The organism is Actinacidiphila cocklensis, from assembly GCF_907177275.1.
Lineage (GTDB): Bacteria > Actinomycetota > Actinomycetes > Streptomycetales > Streptomycetaceae > Actinacidiphila > Actinacidiphila cocklensis.
Genome location: NZ_CAJSLV010000087.1, coordinates 1 through 16,332, shown reverse-complemented (window position 1 = coordinate 16,332; position 16,332 = coordinate 1). Strand labels below are relative to the sequence as shown.

Here is a 16,332-nt window from a genome sequence, read left to right as displayed (position 1 = left end):
TTCCGCAAGGGGCGCCCCCAGGGGCGCGGGGAACTGCCGCGCGCGGTTCCCCGCGCCCCTCGTGGCCTGCCCTCCGCGGCAGGCGGTGGCTTGCGCCGACGTCCGGGTGCACCCGAGCGGGAGGCGCTACAGTGCGCTGACATGACCGAACGTCCGTTTGAGGCCCTGGGGTTGAGCCCGGACGCGGACCGGGCGTACTCGCTCCTGGTGTCGACCCGGGGCGTGGCCGCCGCCGAACTGGCCCGCCAGATGGGCGTGTCGGCGGACCGGGGGCAGGCCGCCTGCGGGGAGCTGGCGGCCCGCGGCCTGGCCCGCCGCGGCCGGGACGGGCAGTGGTATCCCGTCGCGCCGCACGCCGGATTCCGGCCGCTGCTGTCGCGCGCACAGGAACAACTGCGGCTCGGAACGGAGTTACTCGACCGGCTCGACGTCGAGTACCAGCGCGTCCACCAGGGCCACCGCGCCGACGAGGCCGTGCAGGTCGTGGCGGGGGCGGCCGCCATCCGGCGCAGGGTCGAGGACTTCCGCGGCTCGGCCCGGCACGAGGTCGCCTCGTTCGTGCCGGGACCCGCGGTGGCGCCGCGCGAGCCGCTGCCCGGCGGCGTACGGCGGCGGGTGGTGTTCGAGCGGGCCGGGCTCGAAGCGGCCGGGGCGTTCGGGCCGCCCGGCGACCCGCTGATGTCGGCCCGGGTGGCGGGCCGGCTGCCGGCCCGCCTCGGTATCGCCGACCGCGAGGTCGCCCTGCTGCCGCCGCCCGACGGGGACGACGCCGACCCGGTGATGCTGGTCGTGCTGCCGAGCCCGCTGCTGGACACGCTGACCGCGCTGTTCGACGCGGTGTGGGCGGGCGGAGTACCGCTGGTGCGCCGCCCGGACGCCCAACAGCCGCGCAGCGCCCTGCGGTCGAGGATCCTGGCCATGCTGGTGAGCGGCAGCACCGACGCGGCGATGGCCCGCTCGCTCGGCGTGGCGGTGCGCACCGTGCAGCGGCACGTCGCGGCGATGCAGCGCGAGGCCGGCGTCGACAACCGCATCCAGCTGGTGTGGCACGCCGCCCGGCACGGCTGGCTCGACGATCTGCCGGGCGAGTTACCCGGCGTACCCGGCGGTCATCCGGGGGGAGACGCCCGCCGGCCGTCCGGATGACGGGAAGGCGACTCCGCACAGCGGGACCCCCGATGTCAGGTATTCGACAACGGTTTGACGAATCCTTGGTGCTTGTGTGGCACAGGTATACGCCAGCGGTCCGATCGACCGCGACCCGCCGCGGCCGCCGCCGCGCCGCGGTCCCCGTGCGTCACTGCCCCCAGGGAGAACCCCTTGCGCATACCCGTTCCCAGACGCAGCCGCCGCACCGCCGGTGTGGTGGCCTCACTCGCGTCGGCCGCCCTCGCCGTCGTAGGCCTGCAACTGCCCACCGCCGCCCCGGCGTCGGCCGCACCGTCGAGCCGCCCGGACGTCGTACGCCAGTGTGCGGACGCCAAGCCGGGGGAGTTCTCCTGCTTCGCGCTGCGCAGGACCGACGTTCCGGCCAGGGCCGGTGTCCAGCCGCTCGCGACCACCCCCGACGGTTTCGGCGCCACCGATCTGCAGAGCGCGTACGCACTGCCGCCGGACGGCGGCGCAGGACAGACCGTGGCCATCGTGGACGCCTACGACGACCCGACCGCGGAGGCCGACCTCGCGGTCTACCGCCAGCAGTACGGGCTGCCGGAGTGCACCACCGCCAACGGCTGCTTCAGCAAGGTCAGCCAGCGGGGCGGCAGCGACCTCCCCGACCCCGACCCGGACTGGGCGGGCGAGATCTCGCTCGACCTCGACATGGTCTCGGCGGCCGCGCCCAAGGCGCACATCCTGCTGGTCGAGGCGGACTCGGCGTACTTCGACGACCTGGGCGCCGCCGTGGACCAGGCGGTCGTGCTGGGCGCGAAGTACGTCTCCAACTCCTACGGCACGGGCTACGACAGCACTCCCGGCAGCGGTGAGGACCCGTCGGAAGCCACCAGCATGGACCCGTACTACAACCATCCGGGCGTCGCGGTCGTCGCGTCGAGCGGCGACGACGGCTACGGCGTCAGCTACCCGGCCGTCTCCCCGTACGTCACCGCGGTCGGCGGTACCGCGCTGACCCGGGACACCGGCAGCTCCCGCGGCTGGAGCGAGTCGGTGTGGAACAACGCCTACGGCGGCCCCGGTTCCGGCTGCTCGCTCTACGAGCCCAAGCCGGCCTTCCAGACCGACACCGCCTGCGGCAAGCGTGCGGAGGCCGACGTCGCGGCGGTCGCCGACCCGGTCACCGGCGTCGCGGTCTACCAGACCTACGGCAACGACGGCTGGGCGGTGTACGGCGGCACCAGCGCGTCGTCCCCGCTGATCGCCGGCGTCTACGCGGCGGCCGGCCCCCCCGGCGCGGGCACGTACCCCAACGCCTACCCGTACGCCAAGCCCGGTGCGCTCAACGACGTGACCGAGGGCGACAACGGCTCCTGCGACCCCGACGCCCTGTGCACCGCGGGTCCCGGCTGGGACGGCCCCACCGGCCTCGGCACGCCAAACGGGCTCACCGCCTTCACCAGCGGCCCGCACGGCGTCTTCACCGGCACCGTCACCGACCACGCCACCGGCGCCCCGATCGCCGGCGCGACCGTCAAGGCCGGTGACCACAGCGCGACCACCGGCGCCGACGGCACCTACACCCTGGACGTACCGCCCGGCAGCTACGACCTGACGGCGGCCGCGTACGGCTACGCGACCGGCAGCGCGACCGCGGTCGACCTCGCGGACGGCGCCACCGTCACCGAGTCCTTCGCCCTCGACGCGGTCCCGACCAGGACCGTCTCCGGCCGGGTCAACGACGGTTCAGGGCACGGCTGGCCGCTCTACGCGACCATCACCGCGGACGGCGTCCCCGGCGGCCCGGTCTTCACCGACCCGGTGACCGGCGCGTACACCCTGACGCTGCCGCAGAACGCCGACTACACCCTGCACGTCACCGCCAACTACCCCGGCTACCAGGCGGTCAGCAAGACCGTGCAGGTCGCCGCCGCCGACCAGACCCTCAACGTGGTCGTGCCCGTGGACAGTTCGTCCACCGAGGCGCCCGGCTACGCGGTGAACCTGGCCGGCGCCACCGAGCCCTTCACCTCCACCACGGACCCGCCGACCGGCTGGAGCGTCGTCAACGCCGACGGCACCAGCGGCGGTTGGGCCTTCGACGACCCGGGCAGCCGCGGCAACCGCACCGGCGGCAGCGGCGGCTTCGCCATCATCGACAGCGACGACATCGGCCAGAGCCTCCACCAGGACACCTCGCTGCTGTCGCCGTCGTACGACCTGACCGGCCAGAGCGCGCCGATCCTCGGCTTCGACACCGACTACAAGGAGTTCTCCAACTCCACCGCCACCGTGGACGTCTCCGCCGACGGCGGCACCACCTGGTCCAACGTGTGGAAGAAGACCACCACGTCGGTGTCCGGTCCCGCGCACGTCGAGATCCCGCTGACCGACTACGCGGGCAAGAGCGACGTACGGCTGCGCTTCCACTACACCGGCACCTGGGCGTACTGGTGGCAGCTGGACAACGTCTTCGTCGGCAAGCGCACCTACGACCCGGTGCCCGGCGGCCTGGTGGTCGGCACCGTCACCGACGCCAACACCAAGGCCGGCGTCAACGGCGCGACGGTCACCAGCACCGACCGGCCGGCCGACCACACCACCACCACGGCCACGCCTGACGACCCGAACGAGCCCGACGGCTTCTACTGGACCTTCTCGCACCTCACCGGCAAGCACCCGGTCAGCGCGGCGGCCTCGCACTACACCGCCGCCTCCGCCACCGCCGACATCCCGCCGGACGGCACCGTCCGGCGCGACCTGAGCCTCAAGGCCGGCCGGCTGAAGGTCACTCCGGCCGCGATCGACAAGACCGTCGCCTGGGGCAAGAGCACGACCCAGAACGTCACGGTCAAGAACACCGGCACCGCACCGGCCACGCTGACCCTGGGCGAGACCCCGGGCGGAGTCGTCGTCGCCAAGGCGGGCGCCCCGCTCAACCTCGTCAAGGGCGACTACTCGCCGCTGTCGCTGGCCGCACACGGCACCAAGGCCGGCGCCACCTCCAGGGCCGCCGCCGCGGCCGAGCCCGCCGCGGGCGACGCCTGGCAGCCGGTGCCCGACCTGCCGGTCTCCACCGGCGACAACGCGGTCGCCAGCTACCAGGGCACCGTCTACTCGGCGTTCGGCTACACCGGGCTCGCCGACACCAGCGATCTGTACGCGTACAGCGCGGACAGCGGCGCCTGGAAGAAGCTGGCCTCGGCCGCCGACACCCGCGAGGCGCCGGCGCACGGCATCATCAACGGCAAGTTCTACGCATCCGGCGGCTGGGGCGCCAACGGCAACCCCGACGCCAAGCTGGAGATCTACGACATCGCCACCAACACCTGGAGCACCGGGGCCAGTACACCCAAGCCCTACGCGGGTGCGGGCACCGCGGTGCTGAACGGCAAGCTCTACTCGGTCGGCGGCTGCACCGCCGACGCCTGCGGCACCACGGACGTGACGGCGTACGACCCGGCCACCAACGCCTGGTCCACCGCCGCCTCCTACCCCGAGGACGTCGCCTGGGAGTCCTGCGGTGCCATCAGCGGCAAGCTCTACTGCGCCGGCGGCACCATCGACGCGGGCACCCTCACGCACGGCTACGTCTATGACCCGGCGGCCGACAGCTGGTCGCCGATCGCCGACCAGCCGACCGACGCGTGGGGCGCCGCGTACACCTCCGCCAACGGGCTGCTGCTGGTCAAGGGCGGCGCGATCAACGGGGGCGCCGCACTCACCAACCAGACCTGGGCCTACCAGCCCGACGACAACACCTGGACCGCCCTGCCCAACGCCACCGCCTCCCTCTACCGCGGCGGCGGCGCCACCGGCTTCTACGCCGTCGGCGGCCTCGCCGGCCAGACCCCCGCGAAGACCGCGGAGGTCCTGCCCGGCTACGACCAGGTCGACACGGCGGACGTCAGCTGGCTGACCGAGAGCACCGACACGGTCACCCTCGCGCCGGGTGCCAGCGCGACCGTCACGGTCACGCTCGACGCGTCGGCGCCGGACATCAGCCAGCCCGGCACGTACACCGCGGCGCTCGGGCTCGGCTCCGACACGCCGTACCCGCTCCCGCCGGTGAGCGTCTCGCTCACCGTCAAGCCGCCGGCCACCTGGGGCAAGATCACCGGGACGGTGTCCGCGGGCGGTGCGCCGCTGAGCGGCGCGACGGTGCAGATCAACACGTGGGCGACCCACTACACCCTCAAGACCGCCAAGGACGGTACGTACGCGCTCTGGCTCGACGTCCGCAACAACCCCTTGCAGCTGATCATCGCCAAGGACGGCTTCCAGCCGACCACGACGACGATTCGCATCGTCAAGGCGGCCACGACCACGGCCGACTTCACCCTCCTGAAGGACTAGCCCCCTCCCGGGGGAAGGGACCGGGCACCCAGCCCGGCCCTTCCCCTGCGCGGCGCTGCGCGGCTTCGGGGGGTCCTGCCCCCTGCGGTGGGCTCGCATCCTCCGGTGCGCTGTGGCTGGTCGCGCAGTTCCCCGCGCCCCAGGTGATTGCCCCTTGCCGTGGCGTCGCTTCTTTCCCGCCGTTCGGGCTGGTCGCGCAGTTCCCCGCGCCCCTTGTGGGTTGCCCTCTGTGCAGAGGGTGACCGTTCTTCAGGCGGCGCTGGGGGTACCCCCAGGCGAAGCTCTGGGGGCGGAACTGCGCGCTCAGCCACGTTGGCGCGGCAGACAAGCAGCGCACCGCAAGGGGCAATCACCCGGGGGCGCGGGGAACTGCGCGACCGGCCACGACGCAGCCGCAGGTCAGCGACGCACCGCAAGGGGCAATCGCCGAAGGGGCGCGGGGAACTGCGTGCGCAACCCACCACCGGGGGAGAGGCGCACCGTCACAGCAAGGGGCACCCTCCTGCGAGCTCCCCGCAGGGGCTACGTGCGGAGGCGGGTGAGCGTCGCGGAGAGTTCCGCGTCGAGGATGCCGGCAGCCTCCTCCGCCTCGCCGGAGGCGATCGCCGAGACCAGTGACGCATGCGCCGCCTCACCCGTGGCGGGGTCGGCCGCCCGCAGGGCGAGCAGGTCGACGAGGTCGACGAGGGCCTCCCGGAGGACGGGCGCGAACTCGGCGAAGAGGTCCGTGAGGACAGGATTGCGCGCCGCCGCCACGATCGCCGCGTGCAGCGCGATGTCCGCGTCCACGAACGCCGCGTCGTCACCGCCGGACGCCAGCCGCCGCGCGGCGAGCGCGGCGACCATCACGGCGACGTCCTCGTCCGTGCGCCGGTGCGCGGCAAGCCGCGCCGCCTGCACCTCCAGCATCGCCCGCACCTCGTAGACCTCGGCGAGAGCCGCTCGTCGGAGCCTGGCCCCGAAGTCCTGTTGCGGCTCGGTCGAGATGACGAAGACCCCCGCGCCCTGCCGCGACTTGACCAGGCCGGCCTCCGCGAGTGCCCGTACCGCCTCGCGCACGGTCGACCGCCCGACGCCCAGCGACGTGGCGAGCGCGGTCTCGCCGGGCAGCCGGGTGCCCACCGGCCACTGCCCGCCGAGGATCTGCTCGCGCAGATGCTCGGTGGCCTGTTCGACCAGCGGGCTTGGCCGCAGTGAACCGAGCGGCATGGCCGTTTCACCTCTCAGGTTGTCTGAGGACTTGTTTCATGGCTACTCTACCCGCCATGACGCAGCGGGGTCTCCTTCTCGGATGCCGTGGCGGGGCCTGAAGCGACCGGCACCCCGCCGCGGGGTTCGGTGCTGCCGGTCGTCCCGGCACGCACCCAGGAACGGACGCACACCCCATGAGCACCCCACCCCAGGCCACCGCCTTCCCCACCCTGCGCACCCCGCGCGGCCCGGTGCCGCCCGGCGCACCCCGGTGGAACCCGCAGCGCGGCAGCGCGATGCCGTCGCACCGCTACCGGCCCGCCCACGAGCGGGTCGAGATCCCGGCGGGCACCGCGCGCCGGTGGCCGACCCGGCGGATCGACCGGGCGCCCCTGTGGGTGCCGGTCGACCTGCGGGACGGCAACCAGGCGCTGGCCGAGCCGATGGACCCGGCCCGCAAGCGCCGGATGTTCGACCTGATGGTCGCGATGGGCTACAAGGAGACCGAGGTCGGCTACCCCTCGGCCAGCCGCACGGACTTCGAGTTCGTACGCCATCTGGCGGACAGCGGCGCCGTCCCCGACGACGTGACCGTCGTGGTCTTCACCGCCGCCCGTGCCGACCTGATCGAGACGACCTTCGCCTCGATCCGCGGCCTGCCGCGTACCGTCGTCCACCTCTACACCGCGACCGCCCCGGTCTGGCGCGACGTCGTCCTGGGCCGGGACCGGCGCGAACTGCGGGCGCTGATCGAGGAGTCGGCCGTGCGGATGGCCCGGCTGGCGGAGCGGCAGCCCGGCGTGCGCTTCGAGTTCTCGCCCGAGGTCTTCAACCTGACCGAGCCGGACTACGTCCTGGAGGTCTGCAACGGGCTGACCAGGCTGTGGGACGCCTCGCCCGACCGGCCGGTCATCCACAACCTGCCGGCCACCGTGGAGATCGCCACCCCCAACGTCTACGCCGACCAGATCGAGTACATGCACCGCCAACTGGAGCGCAGGGACGCGGTGATCCTCTCCGTCCACCCGCACAACGACCGCGGTACGGGCGTCGCGTGCGCCGAACTCGCGGTGCTGGCAGGCGCGCAGCGCGTCGAGGGCTGCCTGTTCGGCAACGGCGAACGCACCGGCAACGTCGACCTGGTGACCCTCGCCCTCAACCTGCACACCCAGGGCGTCGACCCGATGCTCGACTTCTCCGACATCGACGAGATCCGCCGCACGGTCGAGCACTGCAACCGGCTGCCGGTGCCGGGCCGCCACCCCTACGTCGGCGACCTGGTGCACACCGCCTACTCGGGCACCCACCAGGACGCCATCAAGAAGGGCCTGGACGAGCACGCCCGGCGGGCCGCCGAGGCCGGGGTGCCCGCGGGCCAGGCACCGTGGGCGGTGCCGTACCTGCCGATCGACCCGGCGGACATCGGCCGCGACTACGAGGCGGTGATCCGGGTCAACAGCCAGTCGGGCAAGGGCGGGATCGGCTACCTGCTGGCCACCCACCACGGCCTGGACCTGCCCGCGCCGCTGCGCGCCGAGTTCTCCCGCACGGTGCAGCGCGCCGCCGACGCCAGCGGCGCGGAAGTCACCGCGAAGGAGCTGTGGGAGCTGTTCGAGCAGGCCTATCTCGCCCCGGCCGACGGCCCGTTGACCGTCACGGACTGGCACACCGCGCAGACCGCCCCGGGCGCCCACGACTTCCGCGGCGTGCTGCGCCGCGACGGCCGCCCGCCCGTCGATCTGCACGCTGCGGGCAACGGCCCGCTGTCGGCGCTGGCCGCCGCGCTGGCCGGGGCCGGCATCGCGGTGGACATCCTCGACTACGCCGAGCACGCCACCGGTTCAGGACCCGACAGCCCCGCCGTCGCCTACGCCAGGTGCAGGACCGGCGACGCCGTCACCTGGGGTGCGGGGCGCGACACCTCGCAGCTGACCGCGTCCGTGCGTGCGGTGCTCGCCGCCGTCAACCGCGGTGCGGGGGAGAGGAGTCAGGGCCGGTAGACCTTGCCCGGTTCGGGCGCTGCGGGTGCGAGCAGTTCCGGCACCGTCACGAAGGTGTAGCCCTGCGCCCGCAGCGCGTCGATGATGCCGGGGACGGCGGGCACCGTCCCCTTGTACAGGTCGTGCAGCAGGATGATGCCGTCGCGGTGGGCGTCCTTGAGTATCCGCTTGTGTATCAGCGCCGAGTCGGTGGTGGCGTAGTCGCTCGCGGTGTCGTTCCACAGCACCTGCGCCAGGCCCAGCTCCTTGCAGACCTTCGACACCTTCTCGTCGGTGCGCCCCTGCGGCGGCCGCATCAGCGTGGGCCGCTTGCCGGTCAGCTTCTCCACCTCGGTGTCCAGGTGGTCCAGCTCGGTGCGTATCTCCGCGGGCTTGAGGTCGGTCAGCCGGCGGTGGGTCCAGGTGTGGTTGCCCAGCACATTGCCGTTCTGCCCCATCTGCCGCACCAGGTCGGGGTACTTGTCGACGTGGTTGTGGCCGAGCAGGAAGAAGGTCACCCGTACCTTCTTCTCCGCCAGGATCTTCAGCAGGGCGGGGGTGTGCTCGCTCGGCCCGGCGTCGAAGGTCAGGGCTATGCACTTGGCCTCGCGGCAGTCCACCGCCCCGGCCGGCAGCGCCCCCTGGCTCCCGGCGCCCGCCTTGCCGTCGTCGGCCGCCTTGTACGCGGCCTCCCGCGCGCTCTTCGGCGTCTGCGCGTCGTAGGTCGCGCACCCGGTCAGCGTGAAGGCCAGGGCCGCCGCCGCGAGCCCGGCGGTCAGTGCGGTCCGCCGGACCGGACGGGACGTTTTCGGCATGGCGGAACCTCCGGGGGTCGGTGCGTCGACTGTGTGAGCGCTGTGCGCCGTGGGGTGCGGATGGTCACTCTACACACCCGCTATACATGCCGCGTATAGCGGGTGAACTGCGCCGATACCTACCTCTTCGGGTGGAGTGTCAGCCCCTGAGCGCCAGCGCGTCGACCAGGCGGGTGAGGGAGCCGCCGAGGCCCCAGCGGGCCGCCAGGGCGTCCAGGTCGGCGGGCGACGCAGGGGTGCGGGGGAGGGCCGGGGTGAAAGCGGGGAGCGGGACGTCCTTCGCGACGGCGACGACCTTCGGTGCGACGTCCAGGTAGTCCGCCGCGGCGATGATGTTGCGCCGCCGCGCCGGCGTCAGTCGAGAGAAGGGCTCGCCCGCGGCCGCCCGGACCCCGGCCAGGTCGCCGTACTCCGTCACCAGCTGCGCCGCGGTCTTCTCGCCGATGCCCTTCACGCCGGGAAGGCCGTCGCTCGGGTCGCCCCTGAGCGCGGCGAAATCGGCGTACTGCCCGGCCCGTACGCCGTACCGCTCCTCGATCACGGCCTCGTCGATCACGTCGCAGTCCCCGACGCCCTTGCGCGGGTACAGCACCCGCACCCCGCGCGCGTCGTCCACCAGCTGGAAGAGGTCGCGGTCGCCCGTGACGATCGCGACCGGCCCCGCGGCGGCGGACGCCAGCGTGCCGATGACGTCGTCGGCCTCGTAACCGGCCACCCCGACCCGGGCGATACCGAGCGCGTCCAGCACCGCCTCGATGACCGGCACCTGCGGCGACAGGGTGTCGGGCACCTCCTCGACGTCCCCGCCGCCCTCGACCTCCTCGGCGACGCGATGCGCCTTGTACGACGGGATCAGGTCCACCCGCCACTGCGGGCGCCAGTCCGCGTCCATGCAGGCGACCAGGTCGGTGGGGGAGTGGTCGGTGACCAGCCGGGTGATGAAGTCCATGAGCCCGCGCACGGCGTTGACCGGGGTGCCGTCGGGCGCCTTCACCGATTCGGGAACGCCGAAATACGCGCGGAAGTACAGGCTCGCGGTGTCGAGCAGCAGCAACTTGCCGCCCTGTTTCTGGTCGGTCACCGCGAAAGCATCGCACGCACCACCGACAGCGGCCCGTACGGTGGGCCGATGGCTCACCTGAACCGGGGGCGCGGCTGCGCCGTACGCCGTGTCGTGTCGCTCGTGCCGTCGCTCACCGAGGCGGTCGCCGCGACCGCGCCGGAGCTGCTGGTCGGCGCCACCGACTGGTGCACCCACCCGGCCGGCCTGGACGTGGCCAGGATCGGCGGCACCAAGAACCCCGACGTCGCGGCCGTCGCCGCACTCGCGCCCGACCTGGTGGTCGCCAACGAGGAGGAGAACCGCCCCGCCGACCTGGACGCGCTGCGCGCGGCGGGGGTCGAGGTCCTGGTCACCGAAGTGCGGTCGCTGCCGCAGGCCCTTGCCGAGCTGGACCGGGTGCTCACCGAGGGCTGCGGCCTGGCCCGCCCGGACTGGCTCGACGCCGCCGAGGCCGCCTGGCGGGACGCGCCGGCGCCGCCGGCGCGGCCGCTGCGCGCGGTCGTACCGATCTGGCGCCGCCCCTGGATGGTGCTCGGCCGCGACACCTTCGCCGGCGATCTGCTCGCGCGGCTCGGCGTCGCCAACGTCCACGCCGGCCACGCGGAGCGCTACCCGCGCATCCCGCTGCCCGACCTGCTGGCCGCCCGCCCCGACATGGTCGTCCTCCCCGACGAGCCCTACCGCTTCACCGCGGACGACGGCCCCGAGGCCTTCCCCGGAGTGCCCGCCGCCCTGATGAGCGGTCGTCACCTGACCTGGTACGGCCCCTCGCTGGCGACCGCCCCCACGGTCCTGGCCGCCGCACTGGCCGCGGCGACCGCGGGCTGACCGTCGGCGGGCGCGGGCTGGGGCGTGCCTGCCGCGGCGACCGCGGGCTGAGGAGCGGGGGCCGCGGCGGGGGCCGGGAGCGTGCCGGTCAGCAGGCCGTGCAGGGTGCCGGCGGCCGCCGCCGCCCAGGCGGCGACCAGGGCGACGTAAAGAACCACCGCCAGCCAGGACGCGGCATGCAGCCCGGTGTGCCGGGCCAGCGCGGCGGCGCCCGTCGCGCAGGTGCCGACGGGGAAAGTGAAGGCCCACCAGGTCATCGAGAACCGCAGGCCCCTGCGGGCCGCGCGCAGCGCCATGGCCGCCGCCATGGCGAGCCACAGCAGGGCGAAGCCCATGACCGGCACACCGTAGAGGACGGCGAAGCCGCGCAGCGCCGTCGCATACTGCGGCGCGACCGCGTACGGGCCTGCGTCGGCGAGCGCACCGGCCGCCGTCGTGGACTGGCCGAGCGGCCCGAGCACCAGGAACAGCGCCGGCGTCAGCGCCACCGGGAGCGGCCCGTACCGCAGCAGCCGCCCCCACACCAGCGGCAGCAGCATCAGCGTGGCCAGCAGGCTCAGGCCGAACATCGCGTAGCAGCCGAGGAGCAGCGCCTCGCGGGCCTGCCGGGCGCCGGCCGGCAGGTGCGGCACCAGGGCAGGCCCGAGCGCGGCGGCCACCATCGGCGCGACCACCGGCAGCAGCCATACGGGCGAGGCGTCCGCCGCGCCGATGCGGTGCCGGGTCACCATCAGATACGGCACCCCCGCCGCGACGAGCAGCGCGCTCACGGTCCCCGCCGTCCACAAGGCCGCGTCCGCGGTGACGGCGGCGTGCTCGCCGATCACCCGCGGCCCCAGCGTCAGGGCGCCGCCGCCGACCGAGAGCAGCGCCATCGGCAGGCAGCCGTAGAAGGGTGCGACCGCCGGGTCGAGCAACTGCCGCCGCGCCTCGTCCAAGTGCCCGGCCCAGTGCGCGGCGCGTGCGGCGAGCACCAGCCCGAGCAGTGCGGCCGCCAGCACCCACACCCCGGTGCACCCCGCCCGCAGCCACCCCGGGCTGCCGGGCACCGCCGCCCCCGCACTGCCGACGATCGAGGTCCCCATGACGGCGGCGTACCAGTTCGGCCCGACGTTCCTGGAGGAGAAGCGGACGCCCGCGGTGCGCACGCCCGGCCGGGCGGAGACAACAGTGACCATGCCCACCACGATCACCCGCCCCGCCCCTGCCCGGTAGGCCCCTCCCGACGATCACCTCATAAGCTGGACTTATGACCCGGTCCCCGCTCCCGCTCCCCGGCGACAGCCCCGCCGCCGGCCGGGACGCCGCCGACTCCGCAGGCCGGGTGGCCGGGGGACTGGCCGGGAGGGTGCCGGATCTCGGGGGGATGGAACTGCTCGTCGCCGTGGCGCGGCTGGGGAGCCTGGGGCGGGCCGCGCGGGAGCTGGGGATCAGCCAGCCGGCCGCCAGCGGGCGGATGCGGGCGCTGGAGCGGCAGCTCGGAGTCGCGCTGGTACGGCGCTCGCCCGGCGGGTCGCGGCTCACGGAGTCGGGCGCGCTGGTCACCGAGTGGGCGCGGAAGGTGCTGGAGGCCGCAGCGGACTTCGACGCGGGGGCGCGGGCGCTGCGCGGGCGGCGGGACTCGCGGCTGCGGGTCGCGGCGAGCATGACCGTCGCCGAGTACCTGCTGCCCGGCTGGCTGACCGCACTGCACGTGCGGCACCCCGGCACCGCCGTGTCGCTCGCCGCGGGCAACTCCGTCCTGGTCGCCCGCCAGGTCGCCGCGGGCGAGGCCGACCTCGGCTTCGTGGAGGGCCTCGACGTGCCCGCGGACCTCGACGCCGCCGTGATCGGGCACGACCGGCTGCTGGTCGTCGTCGCGCCGGGACACCCGTGGGCGGCCCGCCGCAGGCCGCTGCCCGCCGCCGAACTGGCCGCCACCCCGCTGCTGCTGCGCGAGAAGGGCTCCGGCACCCGGCAGGTGCTCGACGCGGGCCTCGCCGCGCACGGCGGCGACGCCGTGGCGCTGCTGGAGCTGGCCTCCACCACCGCGGTGAAGACCGCGGCCGTCGGCGGCGCCGGCCCCGCCGTGCTGAGCGAACTCGCCGTCGCCGACGAGCTGTCCGCCCACCGGCTGGTCGCCGTCCCGGTGGCCGGGCTCGACCTGCGCAGGGAACTGCGCGCGGTGTGGCCCGCCGGGCACCTCCCGGCAGGACCGGCCCGTGACCTGCTCGGCCTGACCCGCCGTCCGGCACCCCGTGACTAGGGCGGGACCTCGCGGACCCGCCCACTTACGGGATTCTCATGCGGGGGCCATAGGGTGACCGCCGTGACGACGACGACCCCGCCCGGCTGGTATCCAGAACCCGGGCACACAGGCAACGGCCCGGCGATGGAACGCTGGTGGGACGGTTCGGTGTGGACGGAGTACACCAGGACCGCACCGGTCCCGGCGGCAGCCCCGCAGGTGTACCCCGGCTACCCGTCCGACCCGGCCAACCCCGGCTATCCGGGATACCCGGGTTACCCGGGTGACGGCACAGGCGGCTCCGGCGGCAAGCGCACCGGGACGGTGGTGATCGCCCTGGTCGCCTCGCTGGTCCTGATAGGCGCGATCGTCGCCGGCGTCCTCGTCCTGGGCAAGGACGACAACAAGGGCGACGACGCGAAGACGTCGCCGGCGCCCACCCACACCGGCGGCAGGATTCCGGGACCCGCGCCCCAGCCGTCGGACGGCGGCAGCGGCGGTGACGACGGCGGCTCCGACGACTCGCCGCGCGGTGACGGCAAGTCCGCCGTCGACGGCTACGACGCGGTCAGCCTGCCGGTGCTCGACGGCTGGACCGGCAGCTCCGGCGACGACCGGGCCAGCCTGTCGATCGGCAGCTACAAGTGCCCCGGCACCACACCGGGGAACTGCTCCCTCGGCGGGGTCTCGGCGGAGCCGACGATCGGCGAGGGGATCACCGCCACCACGGCGGAGGACGCGGCCAAGCAGGACATCGCGAAGAACGCCGCCGCCTCCTACAGCAAGGACACCTACGGTGCGACCACCTCGCACCAGCAGCTGAAGGCCGGCCCGGTGACCGTCGCGGGCCAGCAGGGCTACATGGTGCGCTGGAAGGTCGTCACCGCGTCCGGCACCAAGGGCTACGTCGAGTCGCTGGTCTTCCCCTCTCCGACCACCAAGCAACTGGTACTGGTCCGCTTCGGCTTCGACATCACCGCCGACGCGCCGGGCGTCGAGGTGATGGACCAGATCACCCAGGGCATCAAGTCCGACACCAGCCACGGCAGCGGCAGCTCCGGGGGCACCGGCACCGGGGTCTGAGTCCCGCCGTCGCCACTGCCGCGGCGGCGGCGGACCCGGTCCTGGTCACAGGAAGGTCTTGCCCTCGCCGCGGTAGGTCGGCACCACCGCCGTCACCTCGTCGCCGTCGATCAGGTGCAGTTCGGCGAACCGCTCGCACATCTCCCCGGCCTTCGCGTGCCGGAACCACACCTTGTCGCCGATCAGCAGGTCGTCCGCGGCCGACCCCAGCAGCGGGGTCTGCACCTCGCCGGCGCTCTCCTGGGGGTCGTAGCGCAGCCCCTCGGGCAGGTACGGCACCGGCAGCCGGTCGCTGCCCGGCGCTCCGGACGCCGGGTAGCCGCCGCCGAGCACGGTGACCACCCCGACGCCCGGGCGGCGCACCACCGGCTGCGCGAAGAGCGCGGCGGGGCGGCCGTGGAAAGACGTGTAGTTGTCGAAGAGCCGCGGCACATAGAGGCCGGAACCCGCCGCGATCTCGGTGACCGCCGCCTCCGCGGCGGTGCTCTGCACGCTTCCGGTGCCGCCGCCGTTGACGAACTCCAGGCCCGGCTCGACGGCCCGCACCGCACGTACCGCCTCGGCCCTGCGCGCCGCCAGCTCCTTACGGGCCGCGGACTGCATCAGCCGTATCGCCAGCGACCGCACAGGACGTCCCCGCACCGCGTCGCCGACCCCGGCGATGTGCCCCTCGTACGCCATGATGCCGACCAGCCGGAAGCCCGGCCGGGCGGTGATCGTACGGGCCAGCGCCGCCAGCGGCTCCGGGTCGTGCAGCGAGGAGCGCAGCGCCCCGATGCGCAGCCGGCCGGCCAGCTTGCGCAGGCTGGTGTCGAGTTCGAGGCAGACCTTGACCGTCTCGGTGCCGGCGCCGCGGGCCGCGTCGATGAGGTCGAGCTGCGCCACGTCGTCCACCATCACCGTGACCGCGGCGGCCAGCTTGGGGTCGGCGGCCAGCTCGGCGTAGGCGGCGCGGTCCGCCGAGGGGTAGGCGAGCAGGACGTCGGTGAAGCCGGCCCTGGCCAGCCACAGCGACTCGGCGAGCGTGAACGACATCAGCCCGGAGAAGCCGTCGTGGTCGAGGGCGCGCTCCAGCAGGGCACGGCAGCGCACCGACTTCGTCGCGATCCGGATCGGCTTGCCCGCGGCCCGCCGCGCCAGGTCGGCGGCGTTGGCGTCGAAGGCCGCGAGGTCGACGACGGCCAGCGGGGCGTCGAGGTGGGCGGTGGCCCGGTCGTACCGGGTGCGGTCGGCTGCGCGCTCTGACATGTGCGGCAGCTTGCCAGAACGGTCCTACCGAGCGGTAGGGCCGCGGTGCGCGGCCCGTGGGAACCGTAGGCCCCAGCTACCCCGTAGAGTGACGCGCAAGCCGCGCAGGTACAGGTCATACGAGGGGGCGCCGGGTGAGCACCGGAGTGGACAACGGAGAACCCCCGGCGTCTCCGTTCCCCACTCTCCACCCCCGGCAGCAGCAGCCACAGGCGCGGGACGGCGAGGCCACGACCCCGCCGCCGCCCCGCCACCGCCCGGTCCCCCCGCCGCCGAACCCCGCCACCCGCCTGACCGGTCCCGCCGACCCGCACCTTCCGCCGTCGGCGCGCCGCACGGCGGAAGTCCCGGCGGCGGCGCCGGACGCGGACGCGGCGCCACCGAGTCCCGCGCCCGACGCGAACCGCGTACGGCCGCAGGTTCCTGCGC

Annotated in this window: 11 protein-coding genes; 6 read left to right on the top strand and 5 right to left on the bottom strand. The window is 74.2% G+C overall.

Annotation, left to right across the window (positions count from 1 at the left end; translation table 11 throughout):
• Nucleotides 1-141 precede the first annotated feature (141 nt).
• Nucleotides 142-1,146 (top strand): helix-turn-helix transcriptional regulator, encoded by a 1,005-nt coding sequence (locus tag NFU81_RS31445; RefSeq protein ID WP_251497587.1) that lies wholly within the window; start codon nucleotides 142-144, stop codon nucleotides 1,144-1,146.
• Nucleotides 1,147-1,404: 258 nt separating this feature from the next.
• The gene (locus NFU81_RS31440; protein ID WP_479688511.1) at nucleotides 1,405-5,469 is read left to right on the top strand and encodes a carboxypeptidase regulatory-like domain-containing protein; all 4,065 of its coding nucleotides are present in this window, start codon (nucleotides 1,405-1,407) and stop codon (nucleotides 5,467-5,469) included.
• Between the two features lie 522 nt (nucleotides 5,470-5,991).
• Here NFU81_RS31440 and NFU81_RS31435 read toward each other — a convergent pair.
• Nucleotides 5,992-6,678: a FadR/GntR family transcriptional regulator gene (locus tag NFU81_RS31435; RefSeq protein WP_251497581.1), complete on the bottom strand. Its 687-nt coding sequence runs from the start codon at nucleotides 6,676-6,678 to the stop codon at nucleotides 5,992-5,994.
• Nucleotides 6,679-6,854: 176 nt separating this feature from the next.
• Between NFU81_RS31435 and leuA the strand changes: the two genes are divergently transcribed.
• Nucleotides 6,855-8,660: a 2-isopropylmalate synthase gene (gene leuA, locus NFU81_RS31430; RefSeq protein ID WP_251497578.1), complete on the top strand. Its 1,806-nt coding sequence runs from the start codon at nucleotides 6,855-6,857 to the stop codon at nucleotides 8,658-8,660.
• Here the strand turns inward: leuA and NFU81_RS31425 are convergent.
• Nucleotides 8,648-9,454, bottom strand: a complete 807-nt coding sequence (locus NFU81_RS31425) for a polysaccharide deacetylase family protein (RefSeq protein WP_251497575.1) — start codon at nucleotides 9,452-9,454, stop codon at nucleotides 8,648-8,650. The genes leuA and NFU81_RS31425 overlap by 13 nt on opposite strands.
• A 139-nt stretch (nucleotides 9,455-9,593) precedes the next feature.
• Nucleotides 9,594-10,535 carry a 5'-3' exonuclease gene (locus tag NFU81_RS31420; RefSeq protein WP_251497572.1) on the bottom strand — a complete coding sequence of 314 codons (942 nt, stop codon included), beginning with the start codon at nucleotides 10,533-10,535 and terminating at the stop codon, nucleotides 9,594-9,596.
• A 48-nt stretch (nucleotides 10,536-10,583) separates the two neighbouring features.
• Here NFU81_RS31420 and NFU81_RS31415 point away from each other — a divergent pair, with 48 nt between their 5' ends.
• Entirely contained in the window at nucleotides 10,584-11,345 is a 762-nt protein-coding gene (locus NFU81_RS31415; RefSeq protein WP_251497569.1) for a helical backbone metal receptor, read from the top strand.
• Here the strand turns inward: NFU81_RS31415 and NFU81_RS31410 are convergent.
• Entirely contained in the window at nucleotides 11,264-12,523 is a 1,260-nt protein-coding gene (locus NFU81_RS31410) for a TDT family transporter (RefSeq protein WP_251497566.1), read from the bottom strand. The genes NFU81_RS31415 and NFU81_RS31410 overlap by 82 nt on opposite strands.
• A gap of 188 nt (nucleotides 12,524-12,711) precedes the next feature.
• On the opposite strand from NFU81_RS31410, the gene NFU81_RS31405 reads away from it, so the two are divergent.
• Nucleotides 12,712-13,590, top strand: a complete 879-nt coding sequence (locus tag NFU81_RS31405) for a LysR family transcriptional regulator (RefSeq protein ID WP_251497659.1) — start codon at nucleotides 12,712-12,714, stop codon at nucleotides 13,588-13,590.
• A gap of 63 nt (nucleotides 13,591-13,653) precedes the next feature.
• Entirely contained in the window at nucleotides 13,654-14,655 is a 1,002-nt protein-coding gene (locus NFU81_RS31400; protein WP_251497563.1) for a DUF2510 domain-containing protein, read from the top strand.
• Between the two features lie 45 nt (nucleotides 14,656-14,700).
• Here NFU81_RS31400 and NFU81_RS31395 read toward each other — a convergent pair whose 3' ends face one another.
• A complete protein-coding gene (locus NFU81_RS31395; protein WP_251497560.1) occupies nucleotides 14,701-15,903 on the bottom strand; it encodes an amino acid deaminase/aldolase in 1,203 nt (400 codons plus the stop codon).
• Nucleotides 15,904-16,332: the final 429 nt, after the last annotated feature.

Excerpts from the sequence above, each read along its gene's own strand:
- NFU81_RS31445 (WP_251497587.1), top strand. The coding sequence starts at position 142 with ATGACCGAACGTCCGTTTGAGGCCCTGGGGTTGAGCCCGGACGCGGAC.
- NFU81_RS31435 (WP_251497581.1), bottom strand. The coding sequence starts at position 6,678 with ATGCCGCTCGGTTCACTGCGGCCAAGCCCGCTGGTCGAACAGGCCACC.
- leuA (WP_251497578.1), top strand. The coding sequence starts at position 6,855 with ATGAGCACCCCACCCCAGGCCACCGCCTTCCCCACCCTGCGCACCCCG.
- NFU81_RS31425 (WP_251497575.1), bottom strand. The coding sequence starts at position 9,454 with ATGCCGAAAACGTCCCGTCCGGTCCGGCGGACCGCACTGACCGCCGGG.
- NFU81_RS31415 (WP_251497569.1), top strand. The coding sequence starts at position 10,584 with ATGGCTCACCTGAACCGGGGGCGCGGCTGCGCCGTACGCCGTGTCGTG.
- NFU81_RS31410 (WP_251497566.1), bottom strand. The coding sequence starts at position 12,523 with ATGGTCACTGTTGTCTCCGCCCGGCCGGGCGTGCGCACCGCGGGCGTC.
- NFU81_RS31405 (WP_251497659.1), top strand. The coding sequence starts at position 12,712 with ATGGAACTGCTCGTCGCCGTGGCGCGGCTGGGGAGCCTGGGGCGGGCC.
- NFU81_RS31395 (WP_251497560.1), bottom strand. The coding sequence starts at position 15,903 with ATGTCAGAGCGCGCAGCCGACCGCACCCGGTACGACCGGGCCACCGCC.